Source organism: Streptomyces sp. NPDC058274 (genome assembly GCF_042881375.1).
Lineage (GTDB): Bacteria > Actinomycetota > Actinomycetes > Streptomycetales > Streptomycetaceae > Streptomyces.
Genome location: NZ_JBHVXW010000020.1, coordinates 123,248 through 148,778, shown reverse-complemented (window position 1 = coordinate 148,778; position 25,531 = coordinate 123,248). Strand labels below are relative to the sequence as shown.

General features: G+C 71.7%; 23 protein-coding genes. 6 read left to right on the top strand and 17 right to left on the bottom strand.

What is annotated here, in order from left to right; genetic code table 11:
• Positions 1–150 precede the first annotated feature (150 nt).
• Positions 151–2,940 (bottom strand): penicillin acylase family protein, encoded by a 2,790-nt coding sequence (locus ACFVYF_RS30930; RefSeq protein WP_389460649.1) that lies wholly within the window; start codon positions 2,938–2,940, stop codon positions 151–153.
• A gap of 319 nt (positions 2,941–3,259) precedes the next feature.
• Here ACFVYF_RS30930 and ACFVYF_RS30925 point away from each other — a divergent pair, with 319 nt between their 5' ends.
• A complete protein-coding gene (locus tag ACFVYF_RS30925) occupies positions 3,260–3,862 on the top strand; it encodes a hypothetical protein (protein WP_389460647.1) in 603 nt (200 codons plus the stop codon).
• A gap of 45 nt (positions 3,863–3,907) precedes the next feature.
• On the opposite strand, the gene ACFVYF_RS30920 is transcribed toward ACFVYF_RS30925, so the two are convergent.
• The gene (locus tag ACFVYF_RS30920) at positions 3,908–4,426 is read right to left on the bottom strand and encodes a hypothetical protein (protein WP_389460645.1); all 519 of its coding nucleotides are present in this window, start codon (positions 4,424–4,426) and stop codon (positions 3,908–3,910) included.
• A 77-nt stretch (positions 4,427–4,503) separates the two neighbouring features.
• Here ACFVYF_RS30920 and ACFVYF_RS30915 point away from each other — a divergent pair, with 77 nt between their 5' ends.
• Positions 4,504–5,232, top strand: coding sequence for a 3-keto-5-aminohexanoate cleavage protein (locus ACFVYF_RS30915; protein WP_389460643.1), 729 nt, complete (start codon positions 4,504–4,506; stop codon positions 5,230–5,232).
• Between the two features lie 105 nt (positions 5,233–5,337).
• Here ACFVYF_RS30915 and soxR read toward each other — a convergent pair whose 3' ends face one another.
• Entirely contained in the window at positions 5,338–5,850 is a 513-nt protein-coding gene (gene soxR / locus ACFVYF_RS30910; RefSeq protein WP_389460641.1) for a redox-sensitive transcriptional activator SoxR, read from the bottom strand.
• Positions 5,851–5,980: 130 nt separating this feature from the next.
• Between soxR and ACFVYF_RS30905 the strand changes: the two genes are divergently transcribed.
• The gene (locus tag ACFVYF_RS30905; protein ID WP_389460639.1) at positions 5,981–6,442 is read left to right on the top strand and encodes a MaoC family dehydratase; all 462 of its coding nucleotides are present in this window, start codon (positions 5,981–5,983) and stop codon (positions 6,440–6,442) included.
• A gap of 116 nt (positions 6,443–6,558) precedes the next feature.
• On the opposite strand, the gene ACFVYF_RS30900 is transcribed toward ACFVYF_RS30905, so the two are convergent.
• From ACFVYF_RS30900 to ACFVYF_RS30890, 3 genes are all read right to left on the bottom strand, one after another.
• Positions 6,559–7,182: a TetR/AcrR family transcriptional regulator gene (locus ACFVYF_RS30900; protein WP_389460637.1), complete on the bottom strand. Its 624-nt coding sequence runs from the start codon at positions 7,180–7,182 to the stop codon at positions 6,559–6,561.
• Positions 7,183–7,273: 91 nt separating this feature from the next.
• On the bottom strand, positions 7,274–7,561 hold the full coding sequence (locus ACFVYF_RS30895) for a YiaA/YiaB family inner membrane protein (RefSeq protein ID WP_389460636.1): 288 nt from the start codon (positions 7,559–7,561) through the stop codon (positions 7,274–7,276).
• A 71-nt stretch (positions 7,562–7,632) separates the two neighbouring features.
• Complete coding sequence (locus ACFVYF_RS30890; RefSeq protein ID WP_389460634.1) at positions 7,633–8,784, bottom strand: acyl-CoA dehydrogenase family protein; 1,152 nt, start codon at positions 8,782–8,784, stop codon at positions 7,633–7,635.
• Between the two features lie 114 nt (positions 8,785–8,898).
• On the opposite strand from ACFVYF_RS30890, the gene ACFVYF_RS30885 reads away from it, so the two are divergent.
• The 3 genes from ACFVYF_RS30885 (at position 8,899) to ACFVYF_RS30875 (ending at position 11,688) form a co-directional block, all read left to right on the top strand.
• Entirely contained in the window at positions 8,899–9,540 is a 642-nt protein-coding gene (locus tag ACFVYF_RS30885) for a TetR/AcrR family transcriptional regulator (RefSeq protein ID WP_389460633.1), read from the top strand.
• A 128-nt stretch (positions 9,541–9,668) separates the two neighbouring features.
• Positions 9,669–10,391 carry an ArsR/SmtB family transcription factor gene (locus ACFVYF_RS30880; protein ID WP_389460631.1) on the top strand — a complete coding sequence of 241 codons (723 nt, stop codon included), beginning with the start codon at positions 9,669–9,671 and terminating at the stop codon, positions 10,389–10,391.
• Positions 10,392–10,668: 277 nt separating this feature from the next.
• Positions 10,669–11,688, top strand: a complete 1,020-nt coding sequence (locus tag ACFVYF_RS30875) for a DMT family transporter (RefSeq protein ID WP_389460716.1) — start codon at positions 10,669–10,671, stop codon at positions 11,686–11,688.
• Between the two features lie 9 nt (positions 11,689–11,697).
• On the opposite strand, the gene ACFVYF_RS30870 is transcribed toward ACFVYF_RS30875, so the two are convergent.
• From ACFVYF_RS30870 to ACFVYF_RS30820, 11 genes are all read right to left on the bottom strand, one after another.
• Positions 11,698–13,047, bottom strand: coding sequence for an MFS transporter (locus tag ACFVYF_RS30870; RefSeq protein ID WP_389460629.1), 1,350 nt, complete (start codon positions 13,045–13,047; stop codon positions 11,698–11,700).
• A 302-nt stretch (positions 13,048–13,349) separates the two neighbouring features.
• On the bottom strand, positions 13,350–14,435 hold the full coding sequence (locus ACFVYF_RS30865; protein ID WP_389460627.1) for a Zn-dependent alcohol dehydrogenase: 1,086 nt from the start codon (positions 14,433–14,435) through the stop codon (positions 13,350–13,352).
• Between the two features lie 11 nt (positions 14,436–14,446).
• Positions 14,447–15,835 (bottom strand): aldehyde dehydrogenase family protein, encoded by a 1,389-nt coding sequence (locus ACFVYF_RS30860; RefSeq protein WP_389460625.1) that lies wholly within the window; start codon positions 15,833–15,835, stop codon positions 14,447–14,449.
• A 124-nt stretch (positions 15,836–15,959) separates the two neighbouring features.
• A complete protein-coding gene (locus ACFVYF_RS30855; RefSeq protein WP_389460623.1) occupies positions 15,960–16,412 on the bottom strand; it encodes a DUF3574 domain-containing protein in 453 nt (150 codons plus the stop codon).
• 20 nt (positions 16,413–16,432) lie between these two features.
• A complete protein-coding gene (locus ACFVYF_RS30850; protein WP_389460621.1) occupies positions 16,433–17,776 on the bottom strand; it encodes an ABC transporter ATP-binding protein in 1,344 nt (447 codons plus the stop codon).
• Between the two features lie 145 nt (positions 17,777–17,921).
• Positions 17,922–18,728, bottom strand: a complete 807-nt coding sequence (locus ACFVYF_RS30845) for a class F sortase (protein ID WP_389460619.1) — start codon at positions 18,726–18,728, stop codon at positions 17,922–17,924.
• On the bottom strand, positions 18,715–19,332 hold the full coding sequence (locus ACFVYF_RS30840; protein WP_389460618.1) for a hypothetical protein: 618 nt from the start codon (positions 19,330–19,332) through the stop codon (positions 18,715–18,717). The genes ACFVYF_RS30845 and ACFVYF_RS30840 overlap by 14 nt, the downstream gene beginning before the upstream one ends.
• 102 nt (positions 19,333–19,434) lie before the next feature.
• The gene (locus ACFVYF_RS30835) at positions 19,435–20,688 is read right to left on the bottom strand and encodes an MFS transporter (RefSeq protein ID WP_389460616.1); all 1,254 of its coding nucleotides are present in this window, start codon (positions 20,686–20,688) and stop codon (positions 19,435–19,437) included.
• On the bottom strand, positions 20,688–22,124 hold the full coding sequence (locus ACFVYF_RS30830; RefSeq protein ID WP_389460614.1) for a CitMHS family transporter: 1,437 nt from the start codon (positions 22,122–22,124) through the stop codon (positions 20,688–20,690). Before ACFVYF_RS30830 ends, ACFVYF_RS30835 begins: the two co-directional genes overlap by 1 nt.
• 134 nt (positions 22,125–22,258) lie before the next feature.
• Entirely contained in the window at positions 22,259–24,517 is a 2,259-nt protein-coding gene (locus ACFVYF_RS30825; protein WP_389460613.1) for a molybdopterin oxidoreductase family protein, read from the bottom strand.
• 177 nt (positions 24,518–24,694) lie between these two features.
• Positions 24,695–25,312, bottom strand: coding sequence for a TetR family transcriptional regulator (locus ACFVYF_RS30820; protein WP_389460611.1), 618 nt, complete (start codon positions 25,310–25,312; stop codon positions 24,695–24,697).
• Between the last annotated feature and the right edge of the window lie 219 nt (positions 25,313–25,531).

Sequence of the window (25,531 nt, the reverse complement as noted above, 5' to 3'; positions counted from 1 at the left end):
GTCGTGACGCAGGCCAACTCCCGGCCCCCGCAGGGCGATGCGCCCGGCGCAGCGTCCCACGACCCACCCGCCGGCCTCGCGGATGGCTGGTGCCGGCGGCGGACCGTGGTCATCGGCCCGCCGCCGTTCAGGAGTTACGCATGCCCGCGGTCAGCGGTGCGACGTGTACTCCACCACCTGCTGGAAGGTCGGCCGGTTCTGCCAGCTGATCTTGCCGTGCTTGATGCCGCCGAGCGCCCGCTGGACGATCGAGTCGGCACACCACTGGTCACCCGCCGAGCACTGGTCGTCGCCGGGGTAGACCTCGGCCGCGGTCTTGCCCGCGGCCTCCTTGAGCGTGCTGATCAGGGCGTCCCGGCAGGCGGTCAGGCTGCCGTTGCCGCAGTACTTCTGGGACAGACCGCCCTGCACGGACTCACCGAGGACCGCCCGGATGTCCTTGTCCACATAGCTCCACCAGCCGTACTGGAAGGAGCTTCCCGCGTGCGAGCCGGTCGGACCGTGGCCGGCCGAGGGCGCCTCGTCGACGGGAAGGTTGTTGGTGAAGGCGGTGTAGAGATCACTGCCGAGTCCGGGTGCGAACTCGGCCTTCACCAGCAGCGGCCACCAGGCGTCCAGGATGCGGACCGCGTCGGCATTGGCGTAGGTGTGCGAACCGGCCGCGGTCTCCTTGCGCTGGGCCCCGGCCGTCACCCACTCCGACAGCTTCGTCACGGCAGCGGCGGCGGTCGTGTCCGTGACCGGCTGGCTGTTGACGACCTTCAGCAGGTCGGGCAGCACATCCTCGGCCCGCAGATCGGCCAGGGCCGCGTCGGCCATCGCCTTGACGAGCGCGGACCTGGTCACCCCGCCCGCTGTCACGAGCTTCTTGACGCGGTCCTCCAGCAGGTTGCCCCGGTGGACCGAGCCGTCGCCCCAGGAGGCCGTGGTGTAGTCCTTGGCCTGCTTGTTGTTCCAGGAGATGTAGTAGTCCTGGTCGATGGAGTTGGGGTGCGCGGACGCCGGTGTGTAACTGGCGGTGTTGGTGCTCGCGTCCCAGCCCTTCCACTCGTACGCGGCCTGCGCCCACACCGGGAACTCGGCGTCGACGCCGGTGGCCCGCACCGGGTTGTTGCCGCTGTTGTAGTACGCCGTGTGCGAGGAGTCGGCATAGAACCAGTTGAAGGTGTAGTTGATGTGCTGCGCCGCGCTCTGGAACGTCTGCGGACTCTTCACGTAGTCCGGGTCGTTGAGCATCATGAAGCCGATGATCGAGTCGGCCTCGTGCATGTAGGAGGAGCGCAGGGTGGTGTACGCGACCTTCTTGCCGCCCACCGTGGCGCGGTACTCCACCGGGCCGTACTTCGTCCGGTAGACCTGCATGCGGTAGGAGCCGGCCGCGGTCGCGTCGGCGACGGTCGGCTTCCAGGCGTTGGTCTGCTCGATCTTGTCCATGGCGGTGCAGGCGCCGTGGTAGAGGTAGTGGTAGTCGTCCTGGCACAGCTCGACGGCGTAACTGTCGATGATGTCCTGGCCGGACGTCGTGGCACTCCAGGAGTAGTCCTGGCCGCGGCCCAGTTCGACGTACATGCTCAGGCCCGCGAACGAGGCGCCGCGGGCGCTGATGCCCGGGCCCTGGATCTCCTGGAGCAGGAGCAGCTGGGGCGCGAAGTAGCCGGTCTGCGGACCGAAGACGGCGATCGGGTGGCCGCTGGCGGTGGCCTTGCCGCTCACCACCAGGGCGTTGGACATGCCGCGCTTGGCCGAGGTGACGGTGTTGGCGGACGCCGCGGCCGAGGCCTTGGTGGCACCGGCGGTGGCAGCGCTGCCGGTGCGGTCGTAGACGAGCGGCTCGCGGGTCACCGAGCCGGCGTCGGGCAGTGCCTCTCCCTTGGCGTCGGCGGGCTTCGGGGCGTACGGGAAGCTCTCGCCGTTATGGACGGTGAGTGCCGCCTCGGGGTCGTTGCGCTCGCGGAAGGACTCCCAGACCTTGGTGCCCTCGGTCACGCCGTACTTCGACTGGGCGGCGAGCAGCGAGAGGGCGTTGTTGACCTCGCCGCCGCCTCCGGAGCCGAAGAGCGAACCGATGACGGAGGCCAGCGCGACCAGGTCGGTGAGCTTGAAGTGATCGATGGTCCCGGCGTTGGTGACCGAGTCCTTGTGGCCGGTCAGGACGTACTCGCCCGGGAAGTAGCGGCCGCTGTCGGAGGCGTCGATGTAGGCGTTGACGCCGTCGACGTAGGCCTTGGCGTCGGCGAGGGCCTGCTGGCCGCGGGCGCCGTTGCTGTTGGCGACGGAGTCGACCTGCGCCTGCAGTTCGGCCTCGCTGTACGGCGCGGTGCGCCAGAACTCCTGCTCCAGGCCCTGGTTGGAGGGGGCGCCGCCCGCGAAGGGGGTCACCTGGCCGCGTCCGACGTGCCGGAAGACGTCCATCAGCCACAGCCGGTCCTGGGCGGCCGCGTATCCGGCGCCGTACTCGGTGCCGTAGCGGGTCGTGCCGGTGATGTGCGGCACTCCGGTCTTCTTGTCGCGGACGATGGTCACGTCGGTGCGGCCGGAGGGCTTCGTGGTCGAGGCGACCTGGTCGGCCGGGACGCCGAAGGACGCGTCGTTGAAGAAGTCGTTGATCTTGGCATCGGTGAGCGTGGGGTAGCCCGAGGCCAGGTTGGAGTAGGGGCCGAGCTGGTCCTCGGCGTGCGCCGGCTGAGTGCCGAAAGCCTGGTTGAGCAGGACTTCGGCGAGGGTGGCGTTGCCGTTCTCACCGGGCGGGAGGATGTCCGAACACTGGCCGCCGCAGTAGTCGTTCGCGGCTGTGGTGGCTGTCGATTCGGCGGCCGCTTGGGTAATGGGTGACAAAAGACCGGCAATAAGGACGCATATGGATGCGGCCTTGAGGAACTTGGGGAATCGGCGGGGAGTTCTCAGTCTGTCGAGGGTGGTGTGTGAGGTACGCCGTTGCATGGGGGGGTCCTCCCGACGGGGTGTGCCGGACGTTACCGCCGGTATCCCCTCGTTGGAAGGTGAACATGCGTCACTTTTCAACGAACCCGGCTCACCCGGGTCCGTTTGGTGTCAACGCGCCTTGCCCGCCGCCGACTTCGACAGGCGGCCGGCAGCGTCGGGAGGCAGGCCGTGAAGGGATCGGTGGATGGCTTATGGCGGTCATCGGAAATCGGATGGAGCCGAATCGCGTGTCGATACGTCTATTCGGCGACGTCCGTATGACGACGCCGCCGAAGTGACCGAAGTACAGGTGCAGGTGTGACGGAGGTGCAGGGCGATGGCCGGTTTCCGGAGTCTGGCGAGACAGGTGCGCGATCCGAGGTGCGATCTGGCACTGCGGCGGTACTCACTGCGCAAGTGCCTTGAAAGGTTTGCCCCGTACGGGCACCGGGCGACCTGGGACCATCTCTGCTCCCGGGCCGGGTTCGGCCCCGAGGACCGGTCCCCGGACCCGGCGCGGCTCGTGGCCGCGCTGGACGAGCTGGAGGAAGCCCGCAAGGTCTGGCTCGCCTACGAGGTGGCGTTCGCCCAGCGCCGCAAGAAGGAGAAGCACGACGGGCTGCGCAGGCCGGGCACGGTCGACGACTGGCACCGTCTGACCTGGGGCGGATTCGGAGTCGCCTGGTGCGACGACCCGCGGGTCCACCCCCACGAGCCGCTGGCCGAGGTGCTGCGACGGCTGATCGCCGCGCTGGAGCGCGAGCCGGGCGCGGTCTGCCCGGTGTGCACCGGCGAGCGCCTCATCTGGAAGTACGACCTGGCGCACGAACCGTCGTCGGGTCCGGTCTGCACGGGCTGCGGCATAGTGGTGCCCCGGCCCGTCCTGACGCCCGAGGCCCTGGCGGAGGCCAGGCGCGGACGGCTGCTGGTGTCGGCGTGAGCACGACGGGGGTGCGCCGAAGGGGACGCACCCCCGTGCAGGTGTCTACGGCGTCTTGACGTCCGTGTGAATGGCGAGCTTGAACTCGGCGAGCGTGACCGGGGTGGTGATCTTCGCGTCCCCCGCCCCCCGCGCCGATATCTTCAGGCCGACGGGGGTCCCCGGATGCACGAACATCTGCCACAGATAGGTGCGGTACTGCCCGCCCCGGGTGAGCGTGGTGTCGTTCGTGGCGGTCGAGTCGTATCCCGTCGAGGCGTCCAGCGGGTCGCGCACGAAGCGCGCCCGGTATTCGAGAGCGCGGGCGTCGGCCGCCCAGAAGACCATCGCCGACAGCACGCCCCAGCCGTCGTGGCTCGGCCAGATGAGCCCCGAGCGCTCGTCGGGGAACTTCGACGCCTTGGCTCCGCCCTTCGCCGGGTCGTGCATCCCCCAGGGGTCGTACGACTCCTCGCTGTCCTCGTACGGGAAGCGGACGAGGTGGTAGCCGTCCTCGTCGTACGTGATCTTCTGCCCCCCCGAGCGCGTGGCGTCGTATTTCAGCGAGCTGATGACCACACTCATCCGGGCTCCTCCCTCTCCGCGGCGCCGGTTTCGCCGGGCCGCGGCCGACTGTCAGTGGCGACTGGCACCATCGGGGCATGGTGCAGGTGTGTGTGAACGGGGCCCGGGGGGCCGGTGACGGTGCGCTCGTGCCGATGTCGCCGGGGGCCATGGCCGACTCCGCGGCCCGTGCTGTCGCGGTCGGGGCGTCGGACATCCATGTCCATCCCAAGTCCCCCTGTGGACAGGACACATTGTCCGGGAAAGCGGTTGCGGCCACAGTCGAAGCGATACGTTCACAGGTTCGCGTTCCGGTCGGCGTCACGACGGGCGCGTGGGCCGAGCCCGATCCGCACGCACGCGTGGAGCGCATCCGCGCCTGGACCGTCCTGCCCGATCACGCCTCGGTCAACTGGCACGAGCCGGGTGCGGAGGACGTCGCCGCGGCGCTGCTGGAGCGCGGGGTGGGCGTGGAGGCGGGCATCTGGTCCGGCACGGACGGCGCCGCGCGGTTCGCCGCCTCGCCCTGGGGTCCGCGGGTGCTGCGGGTCCTGGCGGAAGTGACGGACCAGTCCGCGGAGACGGCCGAGGAGTCGGCCCGGGCTCTCCTCACCGACCTCGGCACCGCCCACGGCCGCCCGGTACTGCTGCACGGCGAGGAAGGAGGCGCCTGGCCGGTCCTGCGCCTCGCCGGGCGGCTGGGACTCGCTACGCGGATCGGCCTGGAGGACACCTTGGTCCTGCCGGACGGCCAGCGGGCCCTCTCCAACGCCCAGTTGGTGGCGGAGGGCCTGCTCCAGTACGGACGGCCCAGGCGCTCGGGGTAGCGGGGGCCGGCGAGGCGGAGTGGCCTGGCGGTCAGCCCGGCGTATGCGACCCGCCAGGGCGGCAGGGAGTACGAGTAGACGCGCGGACTGGGCCAGGGCCGGCGCTCAGCGGCAGTCCTCGGACTCCGGCCGGCGTGCCCGGTGTGCCGGGCGGTCGGCGTCGGGCTGCTCCACCATGAGACGGGAGCCGGCCCGGCGCTCACCGAAGACGTCGTCCGGGTTGGAGAGCACACAGTTCCGCAGGGACAGACAGCCGCAGCCGATGCAGTCGGTCAGATGGTCGCGGAGCCTGCTCAGCTGCTTGATGCGGTCGTCGAGCTCCGACCGCCAGGCCTCGGACAGCCGCGCCCAGTCCTCCCGCGTCGGCGTGCGCTCCTCGGGGAGTTCGGCGAGCGCCTCGCGGATGGTGGCGAGCGGAATACCGACGCGCTGCGCGGCCCGCACGAAGGCGACGCGGCGCAGCGCGTCACGGTGGTAGCGGCGTTGGTTGCCCGGTGTGCGGCGACTGCTGATCAGGCCCTTGGACTCGTAGAAGTGCAGAGCGGAGACGGCGGCGCCGCTGCGGGCCGACAGCTGGCCGACCGTGAGTTCGTGGATCTTCTCGGGAATCTGGGGCACCCCTCGAACCCTACCCACCCCGTCACCCGTGCGGTCCGTTGACATCGACCCCCACCCCGTCCATGCTAAGCAGTCGCTTAGCATGGACAACGGGCAACGCTCAGACATTGACACGCGGGAGGCCAGCGACATGGCAGAGCCGAGGATCTTCACGTCCGCCGACGAGCTCAAGGCGGCGGTGGGCGAGCAGTTGGGCCACAGCGACTGGCTGGAGATCGACCAGAAGCGGATCGACCTGTTCGCGGACGCGACGGGCGACCACCAGTGGATCCACGTGGACCCGGAGAAGGCGGCCGCCGGCCCGTTCGGCACCACCATCGCGCACGGTTATCTCACCCTGTCGCTGCTGCCCGTGCTGGTCCCGCAGGTGCTGCGGGTCGAGGGCCTGAAGATGGGCGTCAACTACGGCACCAACAAGGTGCGCTTCCCCGCTCCCGTGCCGGTGGGCTCCCGGCTGCGCGCGACGGCGGTTCTCACGGAGGTCACCGAGGCGGGCGGCGGCGTCCAGGTCACGGCCGCGGTGACGGTCGAGCGCGAGGGCGGCGACAAGCCGGTGTGCGTGGCGGAGTCGGTGTCCCGCTACTACTTCTAGGTCCGGGTTACTGCTTCCAGGTCCGGGTTACTACTTCCAGGTCCGGGTTACTACTTCCAGGTCCGGGTTCCGGACCACGGAGGGACCGTTCTGTTCCGCTCCCGCGCCCCGGAGGGCTACTTCGCCCCCACCATCCGCAGTACGAGGTCGGCATAGAGGGCGCCGACCTCGTCGGGCGTCCGGGGGCCGTCGACGTTGAACCAACGCGCCACGTCGATGCACAGGGAGAGGACCGCGAGGGTGGTGCCGGGCACGTCCGGGACGTCGAAGTCGCCCGCCGCCACACCGTCCTCGATGATCCCGCGCACCTCGGCGTCGACCTGGCGGCGCAGGGCGATGATCTCGGCGCGGGCGTCCGGGCCGAGCGAGTCCAGTTCGTACTGCACCACCCGTGCGGTGGTGCGCCCGCCGGCATGCCAGCGGACGAAGGAGCTCACGGCGTCGGCGAGCCGGTCGGTCGCGCCGCCTTCGCCGCGGGCCGCCGTCCGCAGGATGTCGAGCGCCCGCTCGTGGCCGATCCGGCTGATGCGGTGGAGCAGTTCTTCCTTGGTCTTGTAGTGGATGTAGAGCGCGGCGGGGCTCATGCCCGCGCGGCCTGCGATGTCCCGGGTGGTCGTCGCGTGGTAGCCGCGCTCGGCGAAGGCCTCCACGGCGGCCACCAGCAGCCGCCGGGCCGCGTCCGGGGTGACCTCGTCCCACGGCTGCGTCTCGCCGCCGGCCGTCTCCTCCGCCGTACTCATCGCTCGCGCCCCTTCCAGTGGCAGGACGCACACCATACCCCCGAAGGTGAGCGGGCGCTTAGATTGCCCGCTCAGCGGGGCGCGAAAGTGTTCAGGCCTTCTCGTAGGGGTCGTACTCGGCGAGCAGTTTCTCGAGCCTGGCCTGGTCGACGCGGCTGACGATCTGGCCGGCCTCCTGCCGGTCCCGGATCACCTTGGCGAGGGTGAAGGACGAGGTCACGAGATACAGGACGGCGATGGCGAGGAAGCCGCGCACCCAGGCGTTGGCGTCCAGCCGGAAGATGCCGATGGCGGTCGCGGCGATGGCGACCGAGAAGGAGGCCACGGCCTGTCCGTAGAAGGCCGCCGTGGACTGCTGTTTGACCGGTGTCTCACTCATGCGGCCAAGCTTCGGCGGAAGCGGCCGCGGCCACATCCGCCGGGATACTCAGGCCCGCCGGGAGGACGTACTCAGAACGCGGAGACGCCCGTCAACGCCCGCCCGATGAGCAGCTTCTGGATCTGGCTGGTGCCTTCGTAGAGGGTCATCACCCGGGCGTCGCGCAGCAGTTTCCCGGCCGGGTACTCGTCGATGTAGCCGTATCCCCCGAAGACCTGGAGGGCGTTGTTCGCGGCCCGGACCGCGGCCTCCGAGGCGAAGAGCTTGGCCTTGGAGGACTCGGCGGCGAACGGCTGCCCCCGGTCGATGAGATCGGCGACCCGCCAGGTCAGCAGCCGCGCCGCGTCCACGTCCACGGCGATGTCGCTCAGCAGCTCCTGGACGAGCTGGTGGTGGGCGATCGTCCTGCCGAACTGCTCGCGCTCGGTGGCGTACTTCACCGCCACGTCCAGCGCGGCCTGCGCTATGCCGACACAGCCGGCGGCGACCGACATCCGGCCCTTGGCCAGCGCGGACATGGCGACGGAGAAACCCTTGCCCTCCGGCGCGAGCATCGCCTCGGCGGGGACGCGCACATCCTCCAGGACCAGTTCGGCGGTGGCCTGGCCGCGCAGGCCGAGCTTGCCGTGCAGGGTGCGGCGGGTCAGGCCGGGGGTTTCGGCCGGCACGAGGAAGGCCGAGACGCCCTGGTGCCCGGGGGCGTCGGTGGAACGGACGAAGAGGAGCACGACGTCGGCCCAGGTGCCGTTGGTGATGAACATCTTGGTGCCGTTGATGACGTAGTCGTCGCCGTCGCGCACGGCCCGTGTCGTCAGGTTGCCCGCGTCGGAGCCGGTGCCGGGCTCGGTCAGACCGAAGCAGCCGACGTACGCGCCGGAGGTGAGGCCCGGCAGCCAGTGCCTCTTCTGCTCCTCGCTCCCCCAGTACGCGATGGACTTGGCGACGAGCCCGAGGGAGACCGAGACGATGCCACGGACCGAGGAGTCGCCCCGGCCCAGTTCCTCCGTCACCAGGCAGTACGCCAGATGGTCGCCGCCCGAACCGCCGTACTCCTCGTCGATGGTCAGCCCGAGGAAGCCGACGGCGCCGAGCTTCTTGACGATCGAGCGGTCGACGTCCTCGGCCCGGTCCCAGGCGATCACGTGCGGGGCGATCTCACGGTCCACGAAGTCCTTGGCGAGCTGCCGGACCGCGGTCTGCTCCTCGCTGAGCTCCAGGTTCATGACGTCACTCCAAATGCCTGCCGAACGCGAACACCGCACACGCCTGACGAACTTGAATGCGGGACATTTAAATTAGCACTGCTAGTTTCTATCCGCAGCCCTACTATGTGCGCCATGGCCCGACCGCGCAAGCCCCTGCTGAGCACCGACCGCATCGTCGAGGCGGCGCGGGCGCTGGTGGACGCCGAGGGTCTCGCGGCCGTCTCGACCCGCCGGCTCGCCGCCGAGCTGGGGGTCAGCGGGCCCTCGCTCTACAACCACTTCCGCACGAAGGACCAGATCCTGGAGGCGGTCGCGGACTCGGTCAGCGCCCAGGTCGACCTGTCGGTGTTCGAGGACGGGCGGGACTGGCGCACGGCGCTGCACGACTGGGCCGTCTCCTACCGGGCCGCCCTGCGCGACCACCCGAACATCGTTCCCGTCCTTGCGCGCGGTCCGGGGCGCAGGCCCGCGGGACTGCGGGTCGCGGACGCCGCCTTCGGCGCGATGGTGGACGCGGGCTGGCCGCCCGCGCAGGCCACGTCCATCGGTGCGCTGATGCGGTACTTCATCATGGGCTCCGCGCTCGGGTCGTTCGCCGGGGGCTTCGTGGACGACGAGACGGCGTACGACCCGGCCGACTACCCGCACCTCGGGCAGGCGCACCTCCTCGCCGACCAGCAGGAGAAGATCGACGAACGGGCTTTCGAGACCGGGCTGACCGCACTGCTGGACGGACTGGCCCTGCAGTACGAGCAGTTGGGGCGCACCGCGTAGCGGTCCCCGACCGGCCGGCCGGCCGGCCGGGGCGGCACGGCACGGTGTGGTGGGCGTACGGCAGGGCTCGGTGGACGTCCGGAACAGTTCGGTGACTGCCGAACCGTGCGTGCCGCATGCTGGAGCACATGACGAGCCGACGAAGGTCCCGGGAAGCGCAGGCGCCACAGCTGGCCCGGCTCGCCGGGCTGATCGCCGACGAGACACGGGCCGCCTTCCTGCTGGCCCTGCTCGACGGGCGGGCGTGGACGGCCGGTGAGCTGGCCCGGCACGCGGGAGTCGCCGCGTCGACCACGAGCGAGCACCTCGGCAAACTGATCGACGGCGGGTTGCTCGCCGAGGAGCGGCAGGGGCGGCACCGGTATGTACGACTGGCCGACGCGCGGGTCGCGCAGCTCGTCGAGGATCTCGCCGCGCAGGTGGCGCCCGGGGCCGCCGAACGGCCGCGCACGCTGCGGGAGGCCGGTGCGGGGTCCGCGATGGCGCGCGGCCGCACCTGCTACGACCATCTCGCCGGGCGGCTCGGCATCGCCGTCACGGACGCGCTGACCGCGCGCGGACTGCTGCGCCAGGACACCGGGTTCGCGCTCACGGACGACGGACTGGACTGGTTCACGTCCGTGGGCATCGGCCTGACCCCCGGCGGCCGGCGCCCGCTGGCCCGGGCCTGCCTCGACTGGACCGAGCGCCGGCCCCATCTCGCGGGCGTCGCCGGCGCGGCCCTGTGCCGGCACGCCCTGGACGCCGGCTGGTGCGTACGCATCGGCTCGGAGCGTGCGGTGAAGGTCACCGAGCAGGGCGAGCGGACCCTGGCCCAACTCCTCGGAATCGAGGCGGCGGCACTGCGCTGAGCGCCGGGGCGACGGGAGGCGGAGGCGCGGGACCCGCCGGCCGAAACGGCGGGGCCGAGCCGAACACCACACGCGGCCCGGTGCGACAGCACTCCCCCGCACAGGACCTGGCCGACACAGCGGGGCCGGCCCGAACAGCGACATCCCCGCCGACGCAGCGATACCGCCCCCCGCGGCCCACCCTCCAGCCGCCCATGCCCCCAACCGCCCGCCCCTCACCACCGCGTCCAAAATCCGCGAGCCCTTCTCCGAACCCACCTCTAGCCTCGGGAGCATGATGAACACCTCCCCGTCCGCCCCGGCCCGTCGTGCGGAACTGCTTGCCACCGGCGCGGCCACGGTCACTGTCGTGCTGTGGGCGTCCGCCTTCGTGTCGATCCGCAGCGCGGGTGCCGCGTACTCGCCGGGTGCGCTGGCGCTCGGCCGGCTGCTCGCCGGGGCCCTCGCGCTGGGCGTGCTGTGCCTGGTGCGCGGGGAAGGGCTGCCGCCGCGGGCGGCCTGGCGCGGGATCGCGATATCCGGGCTCCTGTGGTTCGGCTTCTACATGGTGGCCCTCAACTGGGGCGAGCAGCAGGTGGACGCCGGCACGGCGGCCCTCGTGGTGAACACCGGGCCGATCCTGGTCGCGCTGCTGGGCTCGCGGCTGCTCGGTGACGCCATGCCGCCCCGGCTTCTCGCGGGTATGGCGGTGTCGTTCGCCGGAGCCGTCGCCGTGGGCCTGTCGATGTCCGGCGGGGGCGGGTCCTCGCTCCTCGGTGTGGCCCTGTGCCTGCTCGCGGCGGTCGGTTACGCCTGTGGAGTCGTCGCCCAGAAGCCCGCGCTGGGCAGCGCGAGTCCCCTCCAGGTGACGACGTTCGGGTGTCTCGTCGGCGCCGTCGCCTGTCTGCCGTTCGCCGGGCAGCTGGTCGGCGACGCGGCCCACGCGCCCGCCTCGGCGACCCTCAACATGCTCTACCTGGGCGTCTTCCCGACCGCGCTGGCGTTCACGACGTGGGCGTACGCGCTGGCCCGTACGACCGCGAGCCGGATGGGCGCGACCACCTACGCCGTGCCCGCGCTGGTCGTGCTGATGTCCTGGCTGTTCCTCGAAGAGATCCCGGGGCTGCTCACGCTCGGGGGTGGCCTGCTGTGCCTGGCCGGCGTGGCGGTCTCGCGCTCCCGGCCGCGTACCCGCACGACGTCGGTCGCCGAAGCGGCCGCGGTCCCGAAGCCGCCGGCGGTGGCGGAAACGGCCCCCGTCCCGGAACCGGCCGCGACCGCGCAGCCGGCTCCGGAACGGCAGCCCGACCAGGCCTGACGGCCGGCCTCAGCCCTCGGCCGGCACCTTCGGGCCGTCGTGCGAACGCGCCCTGTCCGCAAGGACTTTGATGGAGACGAGCGCGATCACGGCGAGGCCGATGACGTAGGCGGCGACGGCCAGCGAGGTGCCCGTCGCCTCCAGGAGGAGCACCATCACGAAGGGGGCGAGGCCGCCGCCGAAGACGGCCGCGATCTGGTAGCCGAGCGAGGCGCCGGTGTAGCGCATCTCCGGCGTGAACAGTTCGGCGAACAGGGCCGCCTGGGGCCCGTACATGATGCTGAGGAAGCAGCTCGCGACGAAGGTGCCGACGGCCAGCCACAGCAGTGAGCCGGTGTCGATGAGCAGGAACATCGGCACCGCCCACAGCGCGATCCCGGCGGCCCCGAAGGCGTAGATCCGGATGCGTCCGATGCGGTCGGAGAGGGCGGCCGACGCCGGTATCAGGACCAGTTGGGTCAGGCTGACGCAGAGCGAGACGGTGAGTACCGCGCCGCGCTTCATGTCGAGTTCACGGGTGGTGTAGTCGAGGACGCCCGTGATGAGGATGTAGAAGGTCGCGGTGTTCACCGCGAAGGAGCCGCCCGCGAGGAACACCGTGCCGAGGTGTCCGCGCAGGATCCCGCGCAGCGGCGAGCCGCGCTCCCCCTTCTCCTTCTCCGCCAACGCCCGCTCCGCGGCCCGGAATTCGGGGGTCTCCTCGACGTGGGTGTGGATGTACCGGGCGAGCACCAGCACCAACAGGCCCACCAGGAAGGGCAGTCGCCAGCCCCAGGCGGTGAACGCGCTCTCGCTCGTGGCGGCCCCGGCGACGAGGAACACGGTGTTGGCGGTCACCACGCCGATGGGGACGCCGAGTTGCACGAAGCTGCCGTAGATCCCGCGCTTCCCCTCGGGGGCGTACTCGGTGGCGAGCAGCATCGCGCCGCCCCACTGCGCGCCGACGGCGATGCCCTGCACCACTCTCAGGAGGACGAGCAGCACCGGCGCGGCGACGCCGATGGTCTCGTACGTGGGCAGCAGACCGATGCCGGTGGTGGCCAGGCCCATCAGGGTGAGCGCGAGGACCAGCATGGGTTTGCGGCCGTGCCGGTCACCGAGGTGGCCCGCGATGACTCCGCCGAGCGGACGGGCGAGGAAGCCGACGGCGAAGGTCGCGAAGGAGGCGAGGACTCCGGCGGACGAGCTGCCGGCGGGGAAGTAGAGGTCGCCGAGTACCAGAGCGGCGGCGATACCGAAGACGAAGTAGTCGTACCACTCGACGGCCGAGGCGAGCGCTGCCGCGGTGGCCACCTTGCGACGGTTGCGGGGGTCGGGCACGGGGGTGGTGCCGGGGAGAGCGGATGGTGCCGTGTCCATGGGTGCACACTCCGGTGGGTGCGGGGACGGTTCGGGGGGCGGCGCCGTGACTGCGGAACATACTGACCGGACGGTACGGTGGTCAACGGGTCGCGCATCAGCAGTTTTTGCCTGTCCATGGCAACGAAGGGCGGTCCGGGACGGCCACCCGGAGTCCGGGCGGAAAACGGCCCCTGGACGTCCCACCCCAGCGCCGGTGACGGGCCCGGGCAGGCCTCGGACCCCGGCCGCGAGGTGCGGCCGGGGTCCTGGTGGCAAGGGTCAGGAACCCTGGTGGCAGGGGCCAGGAACTCTGGCAGGGGCTAGAAAACCACCAGCGCCCGGCCGCCCTTGCCCGCGATCATGTTGTCGAACGCCGCCGGAATCCCGTCGAGGGCGATCCTTTCGGTGACCAGCGCGCCCAGGTCCAGCCGGCCGGCCCGGACGTGCTCGGCCAGCACCGGTACGTCCCTGGCCGGGTCCGAGTTGCCGTACACACAGCCCGCGAGGGTCCTCCCCCAGTGGAAGATCTCCAGGGCGTTGAAGGTGACCTGCTGGTCCTTGCCGCCGATGCCGACGACCGTGGTGCGGCCGCCGCGGCGGGTGGAGTCCCAGGCGGTCCGGATGGTGACGGCGCGGCCGACGCATTCGACGGCCACGTCGACCCCCTGCTTGCCGGTGAGGCCGCGGATCTCGCGGGCGGTGTTCTCGGAGGCGACGACGTAGTCGGTGGCTCCGGCCGCCCGGGCCAGCGATTCCTTCGCCGGGGAGACATCCACCGCGATGATCTTCGAGGCGCCGGCGATCCGGGCGGCCTGGAGGGTCGCGAGGCCGACTCCGCCCACGCCGAACACGGCCACGGTCTCGCCCTCGCGCACCTTCGCCGAGTGGTGGACGGCGCCGTAACCGGTGAGCACGGCGCAGCCGAGGAGGGCCGCGTCGGTGAGCGGGACCCCGGCGGGCAGCGGGAGGACACAGGCGACCGGCACGACGGTCTCCTCGGCGAACGCGGCGACGTTCAGACCGGGGTGGAGGTCCGTGCCGTCCGCGCGGCGGGCGTACACGTTCGCCGCGCCGGCCAGGGCGTTGGCGCACAGCCAGACCTCGCCGAGCGAACAGGCATGACAACGACCGCAGGACGGGGCCCAGTTGAGGACGACCTCGTCGCCGGGTGCCACCTGGGTGACGCCCTCGCCGACGGAGACGACGGTGCCGGCGCCCTCGTGGCCGAGGACGGCGGGGACCGGCACCCGCATGGTGCCGTCGGACAGCGACAGGTCGGAGTGGCAGACCCCGGCGGCGGCGAGCCGGACGCGGACCTGGCCGGGGCCGGGCTCCGGCAGTTCGATCTCGGCGATCTCCAGGGGAGCGCCCACGGCGGGAAGTACTGCGGCGCGAACCACGTGCATGCTCCTAGAGCCTAGAACTGCAGGGACTTGGTCTGGAGGTACTCGGACAGGCCGTGTGTGCCCAGCTCGCGGCCGACGCCCGACTGCTTGTAACCGCCGAAGGGCGCCAGGGGGTTGAAGCGGCCGCCGTTGATGTCGACCTGCCCGGTGTCGAGCCGGCGCGCGAACGCCACGGCCTCCGACTCGTCGCCGGCCCACACCGCGCCCGCGAGCCCGTACACCGTGCCGTTCGCGATCCGCAGGGCGTCCGCCTCGTCCTCGTACCGGATGACGGAGAGGACCGGGCCGAAGATCTCCTCCTGGGCGATGGTCATCTCCGGCGTCACCTCGGCGAAGACCGTCGGGCTCACGAAGTACCCCTGCTCGCGCGGGGATTCGGGGCCGCCCGCGACGAGCCGGGCGCCTTCCGCGACGCCCTTCTCGATGTAACCCCGCACCCGTGCCTGCTGCTTGGCGTTGACGACCGGGCCGATGCGGTCGCCGTACTTCGCGGCGGCCGCGGCGGCCAGCTCCACCGCCTCCTCGTACTGGGAGGCGTGCACCAGCATCCGGGTCCAGGCGCTGCACGTCTGACCGGAGTTGGACATCACGTTGGCGACCCCGACGTTCACGGCCTTGGCCAGGTCGGCGCTCGGCAGGATGACGTTGGCGGACTTGCCGCCGAGTTCGAGGGCGACCCGCTTGACGGCCGCGCCGGCACTCGCGCCGATCCGCCGGCCGACCGCAGTCGAGCCGGTGAAGGAGACCAGGTCCACGTCCGGGTGCTCGGCCAGGGCCTGACCGGCGACCGGGCCGAGGCCGGTGACCAGGTTGAAGACACCGGCCGGGACGCCCGCCTCGGCCACGGCCTCGGCGAACAGCTGGGCGGTGAGCGGGGTGTCCTCGGCGGGCTTGAGCACCACCGTGCAGCCGGCGGCGAGCGCCGGGGCGACCTTGGCGACGATCTGGTGCAGCGGGTAGTTCCAGGGCGTGATCGCACCGACGACGCCGACCGGCTCGTGGTGGACGGTCGAGTTCCCGACCTTCTCCTCGAAGGCGTACGTGGCGGCCAGTTCGGCGTACGAACCCGCGACCAGGATGGGGACGGCCGCGTGTACCGCCTGCGAGAAGGGCAGCGGAGAGCCCAGCTCGGCCGTGACGGTCTCGGCGACCTCGTCCTTGCGGGCCACGAGCACATCGCGCAGGGCCGCGAGCCGGGCGGCGCGCTCGGCGGGCGGAGTGGCGGCCCAGCCCGGGATGGCGGCACGCGCGGCGCGTACGGCGGTGTCGACGTCCTCGGCGGTGCCCGCCGGGACGCGGCCGACGATCTGCTCGTCGACCGGGTTCACGACCTCGATCGTGTCCGTACCGGCGGCGGGGCGCCAGGCACCGTCGATGTACAAGCCGTCATGTGCCTTCATCGTGTTCCTCCCGGAGGGGCGGCGTCGTCCGCACCCTAAACTAGCGATGATAGTTTTCGGGCGCCAGAGGGGTCCGGGCCCTGGGCCTCCTCGGGTCCTCCAGGGCATCCGCGGATCACAGGACTCAGAAGTCGGCCTCCGCCCGGTCGTCCACCCTCGCAACGGCCTCCTGGCCGAAGGCCTTCACATAGGCATGTCGGACCTTCTCGATCTTCCGGTCGTTCGCCCCCGCCGCGGCCTGCGGATACAGCAGGATCAGCTCGTAGGAGCGCTCGTGCTCGACCCTGCCGGAGGCGTCCCGCCACTGCCCACGGCCGTCCTGCACCGTCAGCCCGTCCGGAAAGGCGGGCGTGACCTCCCGGTCGACGAAGTCCATGAACTGGGCGTCGGTCACGGCCGGCCCGCCGTCGGGCCGTTCGGTGCCGAAGAAGAGCTGCGTCTCGATGTACGCCGTCCCGCGGACCTCAGGCCGCGACGCCCCGTCGCCGAACCCGGCGTACGCGACCGGAGCGCCGGCGACGACGAGGACGGTGGCGACGGTGGCACCGGCCCGGGAGCGCATGCTGTGAGTGATCATGCGGACAGGTCCTAGCGGTCTCACTCGTCCAGATCCGGCAGCCGCGCCGGAGCGGGGCAGATGCGTTCGCCGCGCTGGTCGAAGACGAACAGGTGGGCGAGATCCACGAGGAGCGGGATCTGCATGCCGTGCTTGAGCTCGATGTCGGGGGTCGTGCGGACCACGAGGTCACCGGGGAGCCGGCCCTCGGGCGGCGCCGGGTCGACGGGACCGGGTTCCGTGTCACCCGGGTGCTCCAGGACCACCACGGGCCCGGCCCGCAGCGATCCGGCCCGCTCCCGCAGACGGCCCAGGACCCCGCCCTCCCGTCGGCGGCGCCGGGCCGGCCGCACCGGGCGCGGCGCCTCCAGATCCGGTACGACGGCGGGCCGGGAACCGGTGTTGAAGTGCACGAGGACCTCGTGGCCCTGGAACTCGACATGCTCGACAAGCCCGGTGAGCACCGCCTCACCCGGCCGCGCGGCGGACGGTTTGGCGAGCCGGATCGCCTCGGAGCGCAGCCCCACGATGACCTCCCGCCCCTGCTGCACCCGCAGCAACTGGTGGTCCAGGCACAGGGGTTCGGGCAGCCGCAGGAACTGCTTGCCGAGACTGATCGTCATGGCACCGTCCAGCGGCGCCCGCACGAGTCCGCGCAGCAGATTGATCCGGGGGGTGCCGATGAACGCGGCGACGAAGATGTTCGCGGGCAGCGCGTAGACGGTCCGCGGTGTGCCGAGCTGCTGGAGGACCCCGCCGCGCAGCACGGCGACCCGGTCCCCGAGCGACATCGCCTCGGCCTGGTCGTGGGTGACGTACACCGTGGTGACGCCCAGCTTCCGGGTGAGCCCGGATATTTCGGCTCGCAGATGGTTGCGGAGCTTGGCGTCCAGGTTGGACAGGGGCTCGTCCATCAGAAAGACGGAGGGATGGCGGGCGATCGCGCGGCCCATGGCGACGCGCTGGCGCTCCCCGCCGGAGAGCTGATGGGGGAAGCGGTCCAGGAGATCCTCGATGCCGAGCATCCGGGCGGTGGCGTCGACGCGTGGGCGGGGGTCGGCGCCGGGCGTCTCGATCCGCAGCGGGAAGCCGATGTTGTCGCGGGTGGACATGGTCGGGTAGAGGGCGAAGTTCTGGAAGACCATCGCGATGTCCCGCCCGGACGGCGGCAGGTCGTTGGCGTACTCGCCGTCGAGGCGCACCACTCCCTCGGTGACCTCCTCCAGTCCGGCGATCATTCGCAGCACGGTCGACTTGCCGCAGCCGGAAGGCCCGAGGAGCACCAGGAACTCACCGGGCCGGATGTCGAGGGACAGCCGCTCCACCACGCGGACGCCCCGCGTGTACGACTTGCTGACGTGGTGCAGGGAGATGGCGCGTGTCATGAGGCATTGCCCCCCGGGGGCTCACAGGACGCGGGTTCTCCGCGGTCGGACGTCGCCTGCGGGTCGTGCGGGACGCCTGAGTCACGGAAGCTAACGGACCGCACACGCCCGGGGGAAGACGTGCGGCGGGATCGGGCGCGCGCAATCAGCGCCCCGTCGGGGGCGCGCTCGGCGCGCCGGCCTCCCGGGTGCCGGTGAGGTGGGCGAAGACGACGACATTGCTGGCGTAGCCGGTCTTGCGGTTGTACGTGCCGCCGCAGGTGATCAGACGCAGCTCGGGGCGCCCCCGGCCGCCGTACACCTCCTTGTCGGGGAAGTGGGCCTTCTCGTACGTCCGTACGGCGTCCACCGTGTAGACGGCGGTGCGTCCGTCGGCGCGCCGGGCCTCGATGAGCCGGCCGGTGCGGAGCATGCCGAGGCCCGCGAAGACGGCGGGGCCGGTCCGGGTGTCCCGGTGTCCGACGACCACGGCCGTGCCGTTCTCGCCCGGGGACGGCCCGCTCTCGAACCAGCCGACCAGCTTGGGGTTGTCGACCGGCGGCGTGGCGAGCTCACGGTTGCGTTCGAGGCGGAGCTGGACGACCGGCACGTCCAGGCCGAGGTACGGAATGCGGAAGCCGGTCGCCAGGGACCGCGACAGCGGCCGGGGCGGGGGCGCGGGCCTCGGCGGCGGGGTCGGCCGGGCCGGGGGCGCGGTCCTGGCCGGGCTGACGCGCGCGGCACGCCGTGGCTGCGCGCCGCGCGCGTCGGAGCCGCCCCGGGCGGCGGGGCCGGAGGACGCCTCGGCGCCTCCGTGCCCCACGCCGTCGGCGGCGACGGGTCCCACGGGCTCGTCGTCCCCCGCCCAGCAGACGCCGCCCACCACCAGGGCGACGAGAATCGCGAAGGTCCTCGTCAGGCGGTAGGCGCGCGTCCGGTACCAGGGCCTGCGGCGACGCCTACGCGGCGCCATCGGTGCGGCGGCGCAGCAGCCGGAAGTACACGACTCCTCCGACCACGACCAGTCCGACGGCCGCCGCACCGGCTACCGGCGAGAACGCCTCGGTGGTCTGGGCGAGGCCACCACCACCGGCGTGCACGCCACCGTGTGGGCCGGGGCCGGGGCGGGGGTCGTGGACCTCCGCCGGGTTCGGGCAATTGACCCGGAAGACCTTCTCCTTGCCCGCGGCGGCCCCGCCGAGGACCTTGTACGTCACCTTGTACTGCCCGTCGGGCAGCGCCAGCGGGTCGGTGTGTCCGATACCGGACGCGAGGGTGATGGCACCGTTGAGGGTGGCCGTGTTGGGCAGCGGGGGCTGCGGCTCGATGGTGTAGGTGATGCCCTGGGCCACGTCGAAGCCGGTCGCGTCGAGGTAGAACTTGCAGACCCTCGGTGTGTCCTTCGGGTCACCGAAACGCGTGCCCACCGGGTGGATCTTGATGTCGCCGTTGTCACCGGGTGCCGCGACGGCGGCCGGGGCCCCGATCAAGGCGGTGCCGGCCAGCAGAAGAGCCGCCAGGGTGGCGGTGGCGCCGGTGCGCACACCGACGGGGCGTGGAAGTGACGAGGTGAGCATGCGAGTTCCTCCGAGTCAGACGATTTTCATACAAATCGCTCTTTCACCTGACTCTCTTTCACATCCGCGTCACCGAACACGGCAGCAGGGCCGGACGAATCGTCAGATATCCCCCGCCCGGCCCAATCGCGCCCCCGGCCTCCGTGGTGCGCCGGGCGGTGCCTGCCCCGGCGCCCGCTTGCCGGGCGAGCGCAGCGCGATTCCCGACGACAGCAGCAGCAACGCGCCGAGCAGGACGAACGGTGCGGCCACGCCCGCGACTCCGGCCACCAGACCCGCGCCGGCGGGCGCGGCGACCTGGCCGAGCCGGTTGCCGGTCAGCCGCAGGGCGAGGGCAGTGGAGCGCGCGTCGTCCGGGGCCGCCTGGACGACCGTCGTCATGGACAGCGGCTGGCCGACACCGAGACAGAACCCGAGGACGACGAGCATCGCGGCCAGGGCCCACACCGGTACGGGCAGCGCGATGCCCGCGCACAGGACGCCGGCCACCAGACACGTCACCGTCAGCAGCGCGGCCCGGCCGAGCAGCCGCAGCATCGGTGTCATCACCAGCCGGCAGGCGATGGTCGCGGCCGCCCGCAGACTCAACAGCAGACCGACCACGGACGGCGCGATGCCCCGGTGCTCGCCGACGACGGGAAGGTAGGCGGTGAGGATGTCCGTGGCGGACAGGACGGCGAGGCTGATGAAGATGCCGGCGGGGACACCCCGGGTGCCCAGGATGCGGTGCACGGGGACGCGTTCGCCTTGCGGGGCACGGGAGTTGACCGTCGTACGGTGCTCGATGCGCCACAGCGAGGTGAACGAGACGGCGGCGACCGCGCCCGCGACCAGCAGTGCCAGCGCGCTGCTGCCCGCCATGTCGGGCCCGCCGATCAGGGCGCCCGCGGCGATCGGTCCGACCAGCTGGCCGAGAGACGCGCCGATGGTGAAGTGGCCGAAGTTCCGGTCCTGTTCGTGCGGGGCGGACTGGCGGGCGACGATGGACTGGGCGCCGATCACGAAGCAGAGGTGGCCGAGGCCCATCACTCCGCTCCACGCCGCCATGGCCGCGAGGGAGTCCGCCCGGCCGCTCAGGGCGCAGCCGCCCGCGATGAGGACGACGCCGACGGGCAGCAGCGGGGCACAGCGGCCGTGGTCGGTGCGGCGGCCCAGCGGGACGGCGGCGAACAGCGGGAGCAGGGCGTACACACCCGCGATCACACCGATCGCCCGTTCGTCGGCGCCAAGGGCGAGGGCCCGGTAGGAGACGGCGGGCCGCGCCATCGACACCGCCCCCTGCGCGAAGCTGAAGGCGATGACGAGGCGCAGCAGCCAACTCCTGCCGGGCCGCTCGGGGTTGGACGGCTCCGACATCAGATGATGCCGAAGAGGATTCCGGCTCCGAGCACCACCAGTGAGGTCAGCGCGGCCCACTTGACCACGAACCGGGTGTGGTCGCCGAACTCGACCTTGGCCATGCCGACGAGCACGTACACGGCGGGCACGAGCGGGCTCGACATGTGCAGCGGCTGGCCGACGATCGAGGCGCGGGCGATCTCGAGCGACGAGACACCGTGGGCGTGGCCGGCCTCGGCGAGGACCGGGAGGATGCCGAAGTAGAAGCCGTCGTTGGACATGAAGTACGTGAGCGGGATGCTCAGGATGCCGGTGACGAGGGCCATGTGCGGACCCATCCCGTCGGGGACGTTCGTCACCAGCCACTTGGCCATGTGGTCGACCATGCCGGTGCCCTGCAGGACGCCGGTGAAGACGGCGGCGGCGAAGACCATGCCGGCGACGTTGAGGACGTTCTCCGCGTGGGCGCCGAGCCGGGCCTTCTGGTCCGGCATGTGCGGGAAGTTGACGGTGAGGGCCAGCGCGGCGCCGATCAGGAAGAGGACCGGGATCGGCAGCCACTCCATGATCATGGCGGTGAGCAGGACGACCGTCAGCAGCGCGTTGAACCAGTAGAGCTTGGGGCGCAGGGTGGGGCGGTGGGGGTCGAGGCCCGGGAGGACGTCGTCGTCGGGGGCCTCGGGGGCAGCGGCGCCGGATCCCGCGCCGCCGGTGAGGGTGCCGGTGCCGGAACCGCCGCCGGTGCGCGCGGAGTTGCCCTTGCCCGTGGAACCGCCGGTGCCCACCAGCACGGTCTCCGTCTCGCGCTCCTCCTCGACCAGGACGTCGTCGAGGGTCAGCACACCGAGCCGTTTGCGCTCGCGGCGCCCGAGGACGTACGAGAGGGCGAAGACGCCGAGCAGGCCGACGGCGAGGGCCGGGATCATCGGCACGAAGATGTCGCTGGCGTCGACCTTCAGGGCGGTCGCGGCGCGTGCGGTCGGGCCGCCCCACGGCAGGGTGTTCATCACGCCGTTGGCCATCGCGGCGACGCCGGTCATCACCACGAGGCTCATCTTGAGGCGCTTGTACAGGGGGTACATCGCGGAGACCGTGATCATGAAGGTGGTCGAGCCGTCGCCGTCCAGGGAGACGATCGCGGCGAGCACGGCCGTACCGATCACGATGCGCAGCGGATCGGCCTTGCAGAAGCGCAGGATGCCCCGCACGATCGGGTCGAAGAGCCCGACGTCGATCATCACTCCGAAGTAGACGATCGCGAACATCAGCATCGCCGCGGTGGGGGCGAGGCTGGTGACTCCGTCGAGGACGTAGTCACCGAGCTTGGCGCCCTTTCCGACGAAGACGCAGAACAGTGCCGGGATCAGCACGAGCGCCGCGATCGGCGACATCTTCTTCAGCATGATCAGGACCAGGAAGGTCGCGATCATGGCGAAGCCGAGGATGGTCAGCATGTGTGGATACCTAACGTTCGCCCTTGAACTCCCACCAGGGCCGGCGGTAGGGGCGACGTTAGGTCGGGTCCGCAAGTGTTAACAAGATGTTGACCCGCGAGCAATAAGCGCAAAACTCCAGGTCACAGCTTTGCTCAGGTCACGGGGGCCAGCTCGATGGGGACGCCGTTGAGGACGGAGGTCCCCGACAGCGGGTCCAGGAGGCTGCCGTCGAGGAGCTGGTTGACGTTGACGCCCGGGTCGACGGCGGCGTGGCTCATCCGGGTACCGGGACGGTTGTGTCCCCACCCGTGCGGCAGGCTCACGACTCCGCGCCGCACCCCCTCGGTGACCTCCGCGGGGGCGACGACCTCACCTCCGGCACCGGTGACGCGTACGGCCGCCCCGTCGACGACGCCGAGCCGTGCGGCGTCCTCGGGGTGGATGTGCAGGGTGCAGCGGTTGGTGCCGCCGGTGAGCGCCGGGACGTTGTGCATCCAGCTGTTGTTGGACCGCAGATGGCGCCGGCCGATGAGCACGACGGCCGCCGGACGCTCGCGCAGCGCCACGCGCAGCCGCGGCAAATCGGCCACGATCGGCGCCGGCAGCAGTTCGATCCTTCCGCTGCGGGTCTTCAGCGGCTGCGGCAGCCGCGACCGCAGCGGGCCGAGGTCGATGCCGTGCGGGTGGGCGAGGAGCTTCGCCAGGCTGAGCCCGTCCGGCCGGGCGCCGAAGCCGTCGCCGTACGGGCCCAGGCGCAGCATCATGTCGAGCCGCCGCTCGGGCCCGCTCTCCCCCGTCAGCTGTCCCGCGAGCTCACCCGCGTCGCGGCCGTGCACGGGCGAGTGGGGCTCGGTGACGGACTTGCCCAGGGTGCTGTCGATGACCATCGCGTCCACGGCGGACGGATCGGCGCCGTGCATGCCGGTCGCGGCCAGGACGAGCCGCGCGAGGATCTCGGTCTCCACCATGCGGCCCGGCTCCAGCGGGACCGGGGCGCGGGTGTAACGGACCTGGTTGCGTACGGCGAAGGCGTTGAAGGCGAAGTCGTGGTGGGCGCTCTGCGAGGGCGGGGGCGGCGGCAGGACGACGTGCGCGTGCCGTGAGGTCTCGTTCAGATACGGGTCGACGCTGACCATGAAGTCCAGCGAGCCGAGCGCCTTGTCGAGGCGGTCGCCGTCGGGCGCGGAGAGGACGGGGTTGGCGGCGACCGCGATGACCGCGCGGACCGGGCTGCCCTCGTCGGTCGCGGTGTCGATCTCCTCGGCGAGGGCCGAAAGCGGCAGCTCGCCCTTGGCCTCGGGGTGAGAGCTCACCCGGCTGTGCCACCGCCCGAGCGAGAAGCCGCGGCCGGGTCCTGCGGGCCGGGGTGTGCGGTCGGTCGCGGCGAGCGGGAAGAGGGCGCCGCCGGGCCGGTCGAGGTTGCCGGTGAGGATGTTGAGGACGTCGACCAGCCAGCTGGCGAGGGTCCCGTGCGGGACGGTGCAGCTGCCGATGCGGCCGTAGACGGCGGCCCGCGGCGCGGCGGCGAGTTCGCGGGCGAGTGCCCGGATGGTGGCGCCCGGCACGTCACAGGCCTCGCTCGCCGCCTCGGGGGTGAAGTCCCGCACGGCGTCGGCGAGCGCGTCGACGTCCTGGACGTGCGGGGCCAGGTCGCCCAGGTCGACGAGCTTCTCCTCGAAGAGGACGTACGCCATGGCGGCGAGCAGCATCGCGTCGGTCCCGGGCCGGATCGCCACGTGCCGGTCGGCGAGCCGGGCGGTGCGGGTGCGCCGGGGGTCGATGACGGTCAGGGTGCCGCCGCGGGCCCGCAGCGCCTTGAGCTTGCCGGGGAAGTCGGGGGCGGTGCACAGGCTCCCGTTGGACTCCAGGGGGTTGGCGCCGATGAGCAGCAGATGGTCGGTGTGGTCCAGGTCGGGCACGGGGATGGCCAGGGCGTCGCCGTACAGCAGTCCGCTCGACACGTGCTTGGGCATCTGGTCGACCGTGGAGGCGGTGAAGACGCTGCGGGTGCCCAGCGCGCTGAGCAGCACCTGCGGGTAGAGGGCGCCGGCCATGGTGTGCACGTTCGGATTGCCGAGGACGACCGCGACGGCGTTCGGCCCGTGCTGCTCGACGACGGGGCGCAGCCCCGCGGCCACCGCGTCGAAGGCCTCCTCCCAGGTGGCCTCGCACAGCTCGCCGTCCCTGCGCACGAGCGGCGCGCGCAGCCGGTCGGGATCCCCGTCCACCGCCCCGAACGAGGCGCCCTTGGGACAGATGAATCCCTGACTGAACACGTCGTCACGGTCGCCGCGGGCGCCGGTGACCCGGGTGCCCTCGATGGTGAGGGTCAGCCCGCAGGTGGCCTCGCAGAGGGGGCAGATGCGCAGGGCGGTGCGGGAGTCTGGGGTGGCGCCGGTGGTGCGGGACACGGGTCCTCCCGGAGGACGGTGGCGGCGGTGACACACGGACGCGGCCGAGCATACCGACCGGTATGCACACGGGGGAGGGCCCCCGGGGGGTCAGGTCGGAAATCCGCGGGCCGCCCGCCGGGGCACGGGCGGTTCAGCCGGGCGGTTCACCAGGGCGGTTCACGAGGCGCGAACGGTTCAGTCGAGCACCCGGGCCAGATACGCCCGCAGCAGCGCGCGGGTCTCCTCGATGATCCGCTCGTCCCCCTCCGGGGCGACCCGGAAGGCGAGGTGGACCAGGGCGTCGGCGGTCTCCACCGCGACCAGGAAGGTGCGGCGGAGTTCTTCGTCGGGGTTGCGGGCGAGATACGAGGAGAGCAGCGCGGTGAGACGGTCGGCGACCCGGGTGTTGGGCTCGCCGTGGCCGGAGCCGACCGGGATCTGGTTGCCGAAGTCGACGAGCGAGAAGCCGGGTGCGGTGCGCTTCATGGCGAGGTACTCGTCGAGCACCACGTCCATGGCGCCGCGCCAGTCGCGTCCGCCGGTCTCCCGGAGGCGCTCGGTGACGCGCGCGGTGTACTGGTCGAGGTTGCGCTGGGCGAGTGCGTCCGCCATGGCCCGTTTGTTGCCGAAGAAGCGGTAGACGGACCCGATGGGCACGCCGGCGCGCTGGGCCACGGCCCGGGTGCTCAGGTCGTCGTAGCCGACCTCGTCGAGGAGGTCGGCACAGGCGTCGAGGATCCTGGTCAGCCGTTCGGCACTGCGCCGCTGGACGGGCGCACGGCGCAACGAGTTCGCGTGGGGCACGGTCTTCATGATGCCTTTCCGCCGGGATCCGGTGAACCTCGCCCGTCTGTACGGAAACCGATGCCGGTACCACTCATCGCCGGCGTCCAGCCGTGGCGCCGTACCGGAAGACGCCCGGTCACCGCCGGCACCCGGCCTGCCGCCGACCGGAAAATGCTCGGTCACCCTCGGCGCCCAAGCCCTGCCGCCGTACCGGGACGGCTTCCGGCCCTCCCGGGCCCCGGGCCG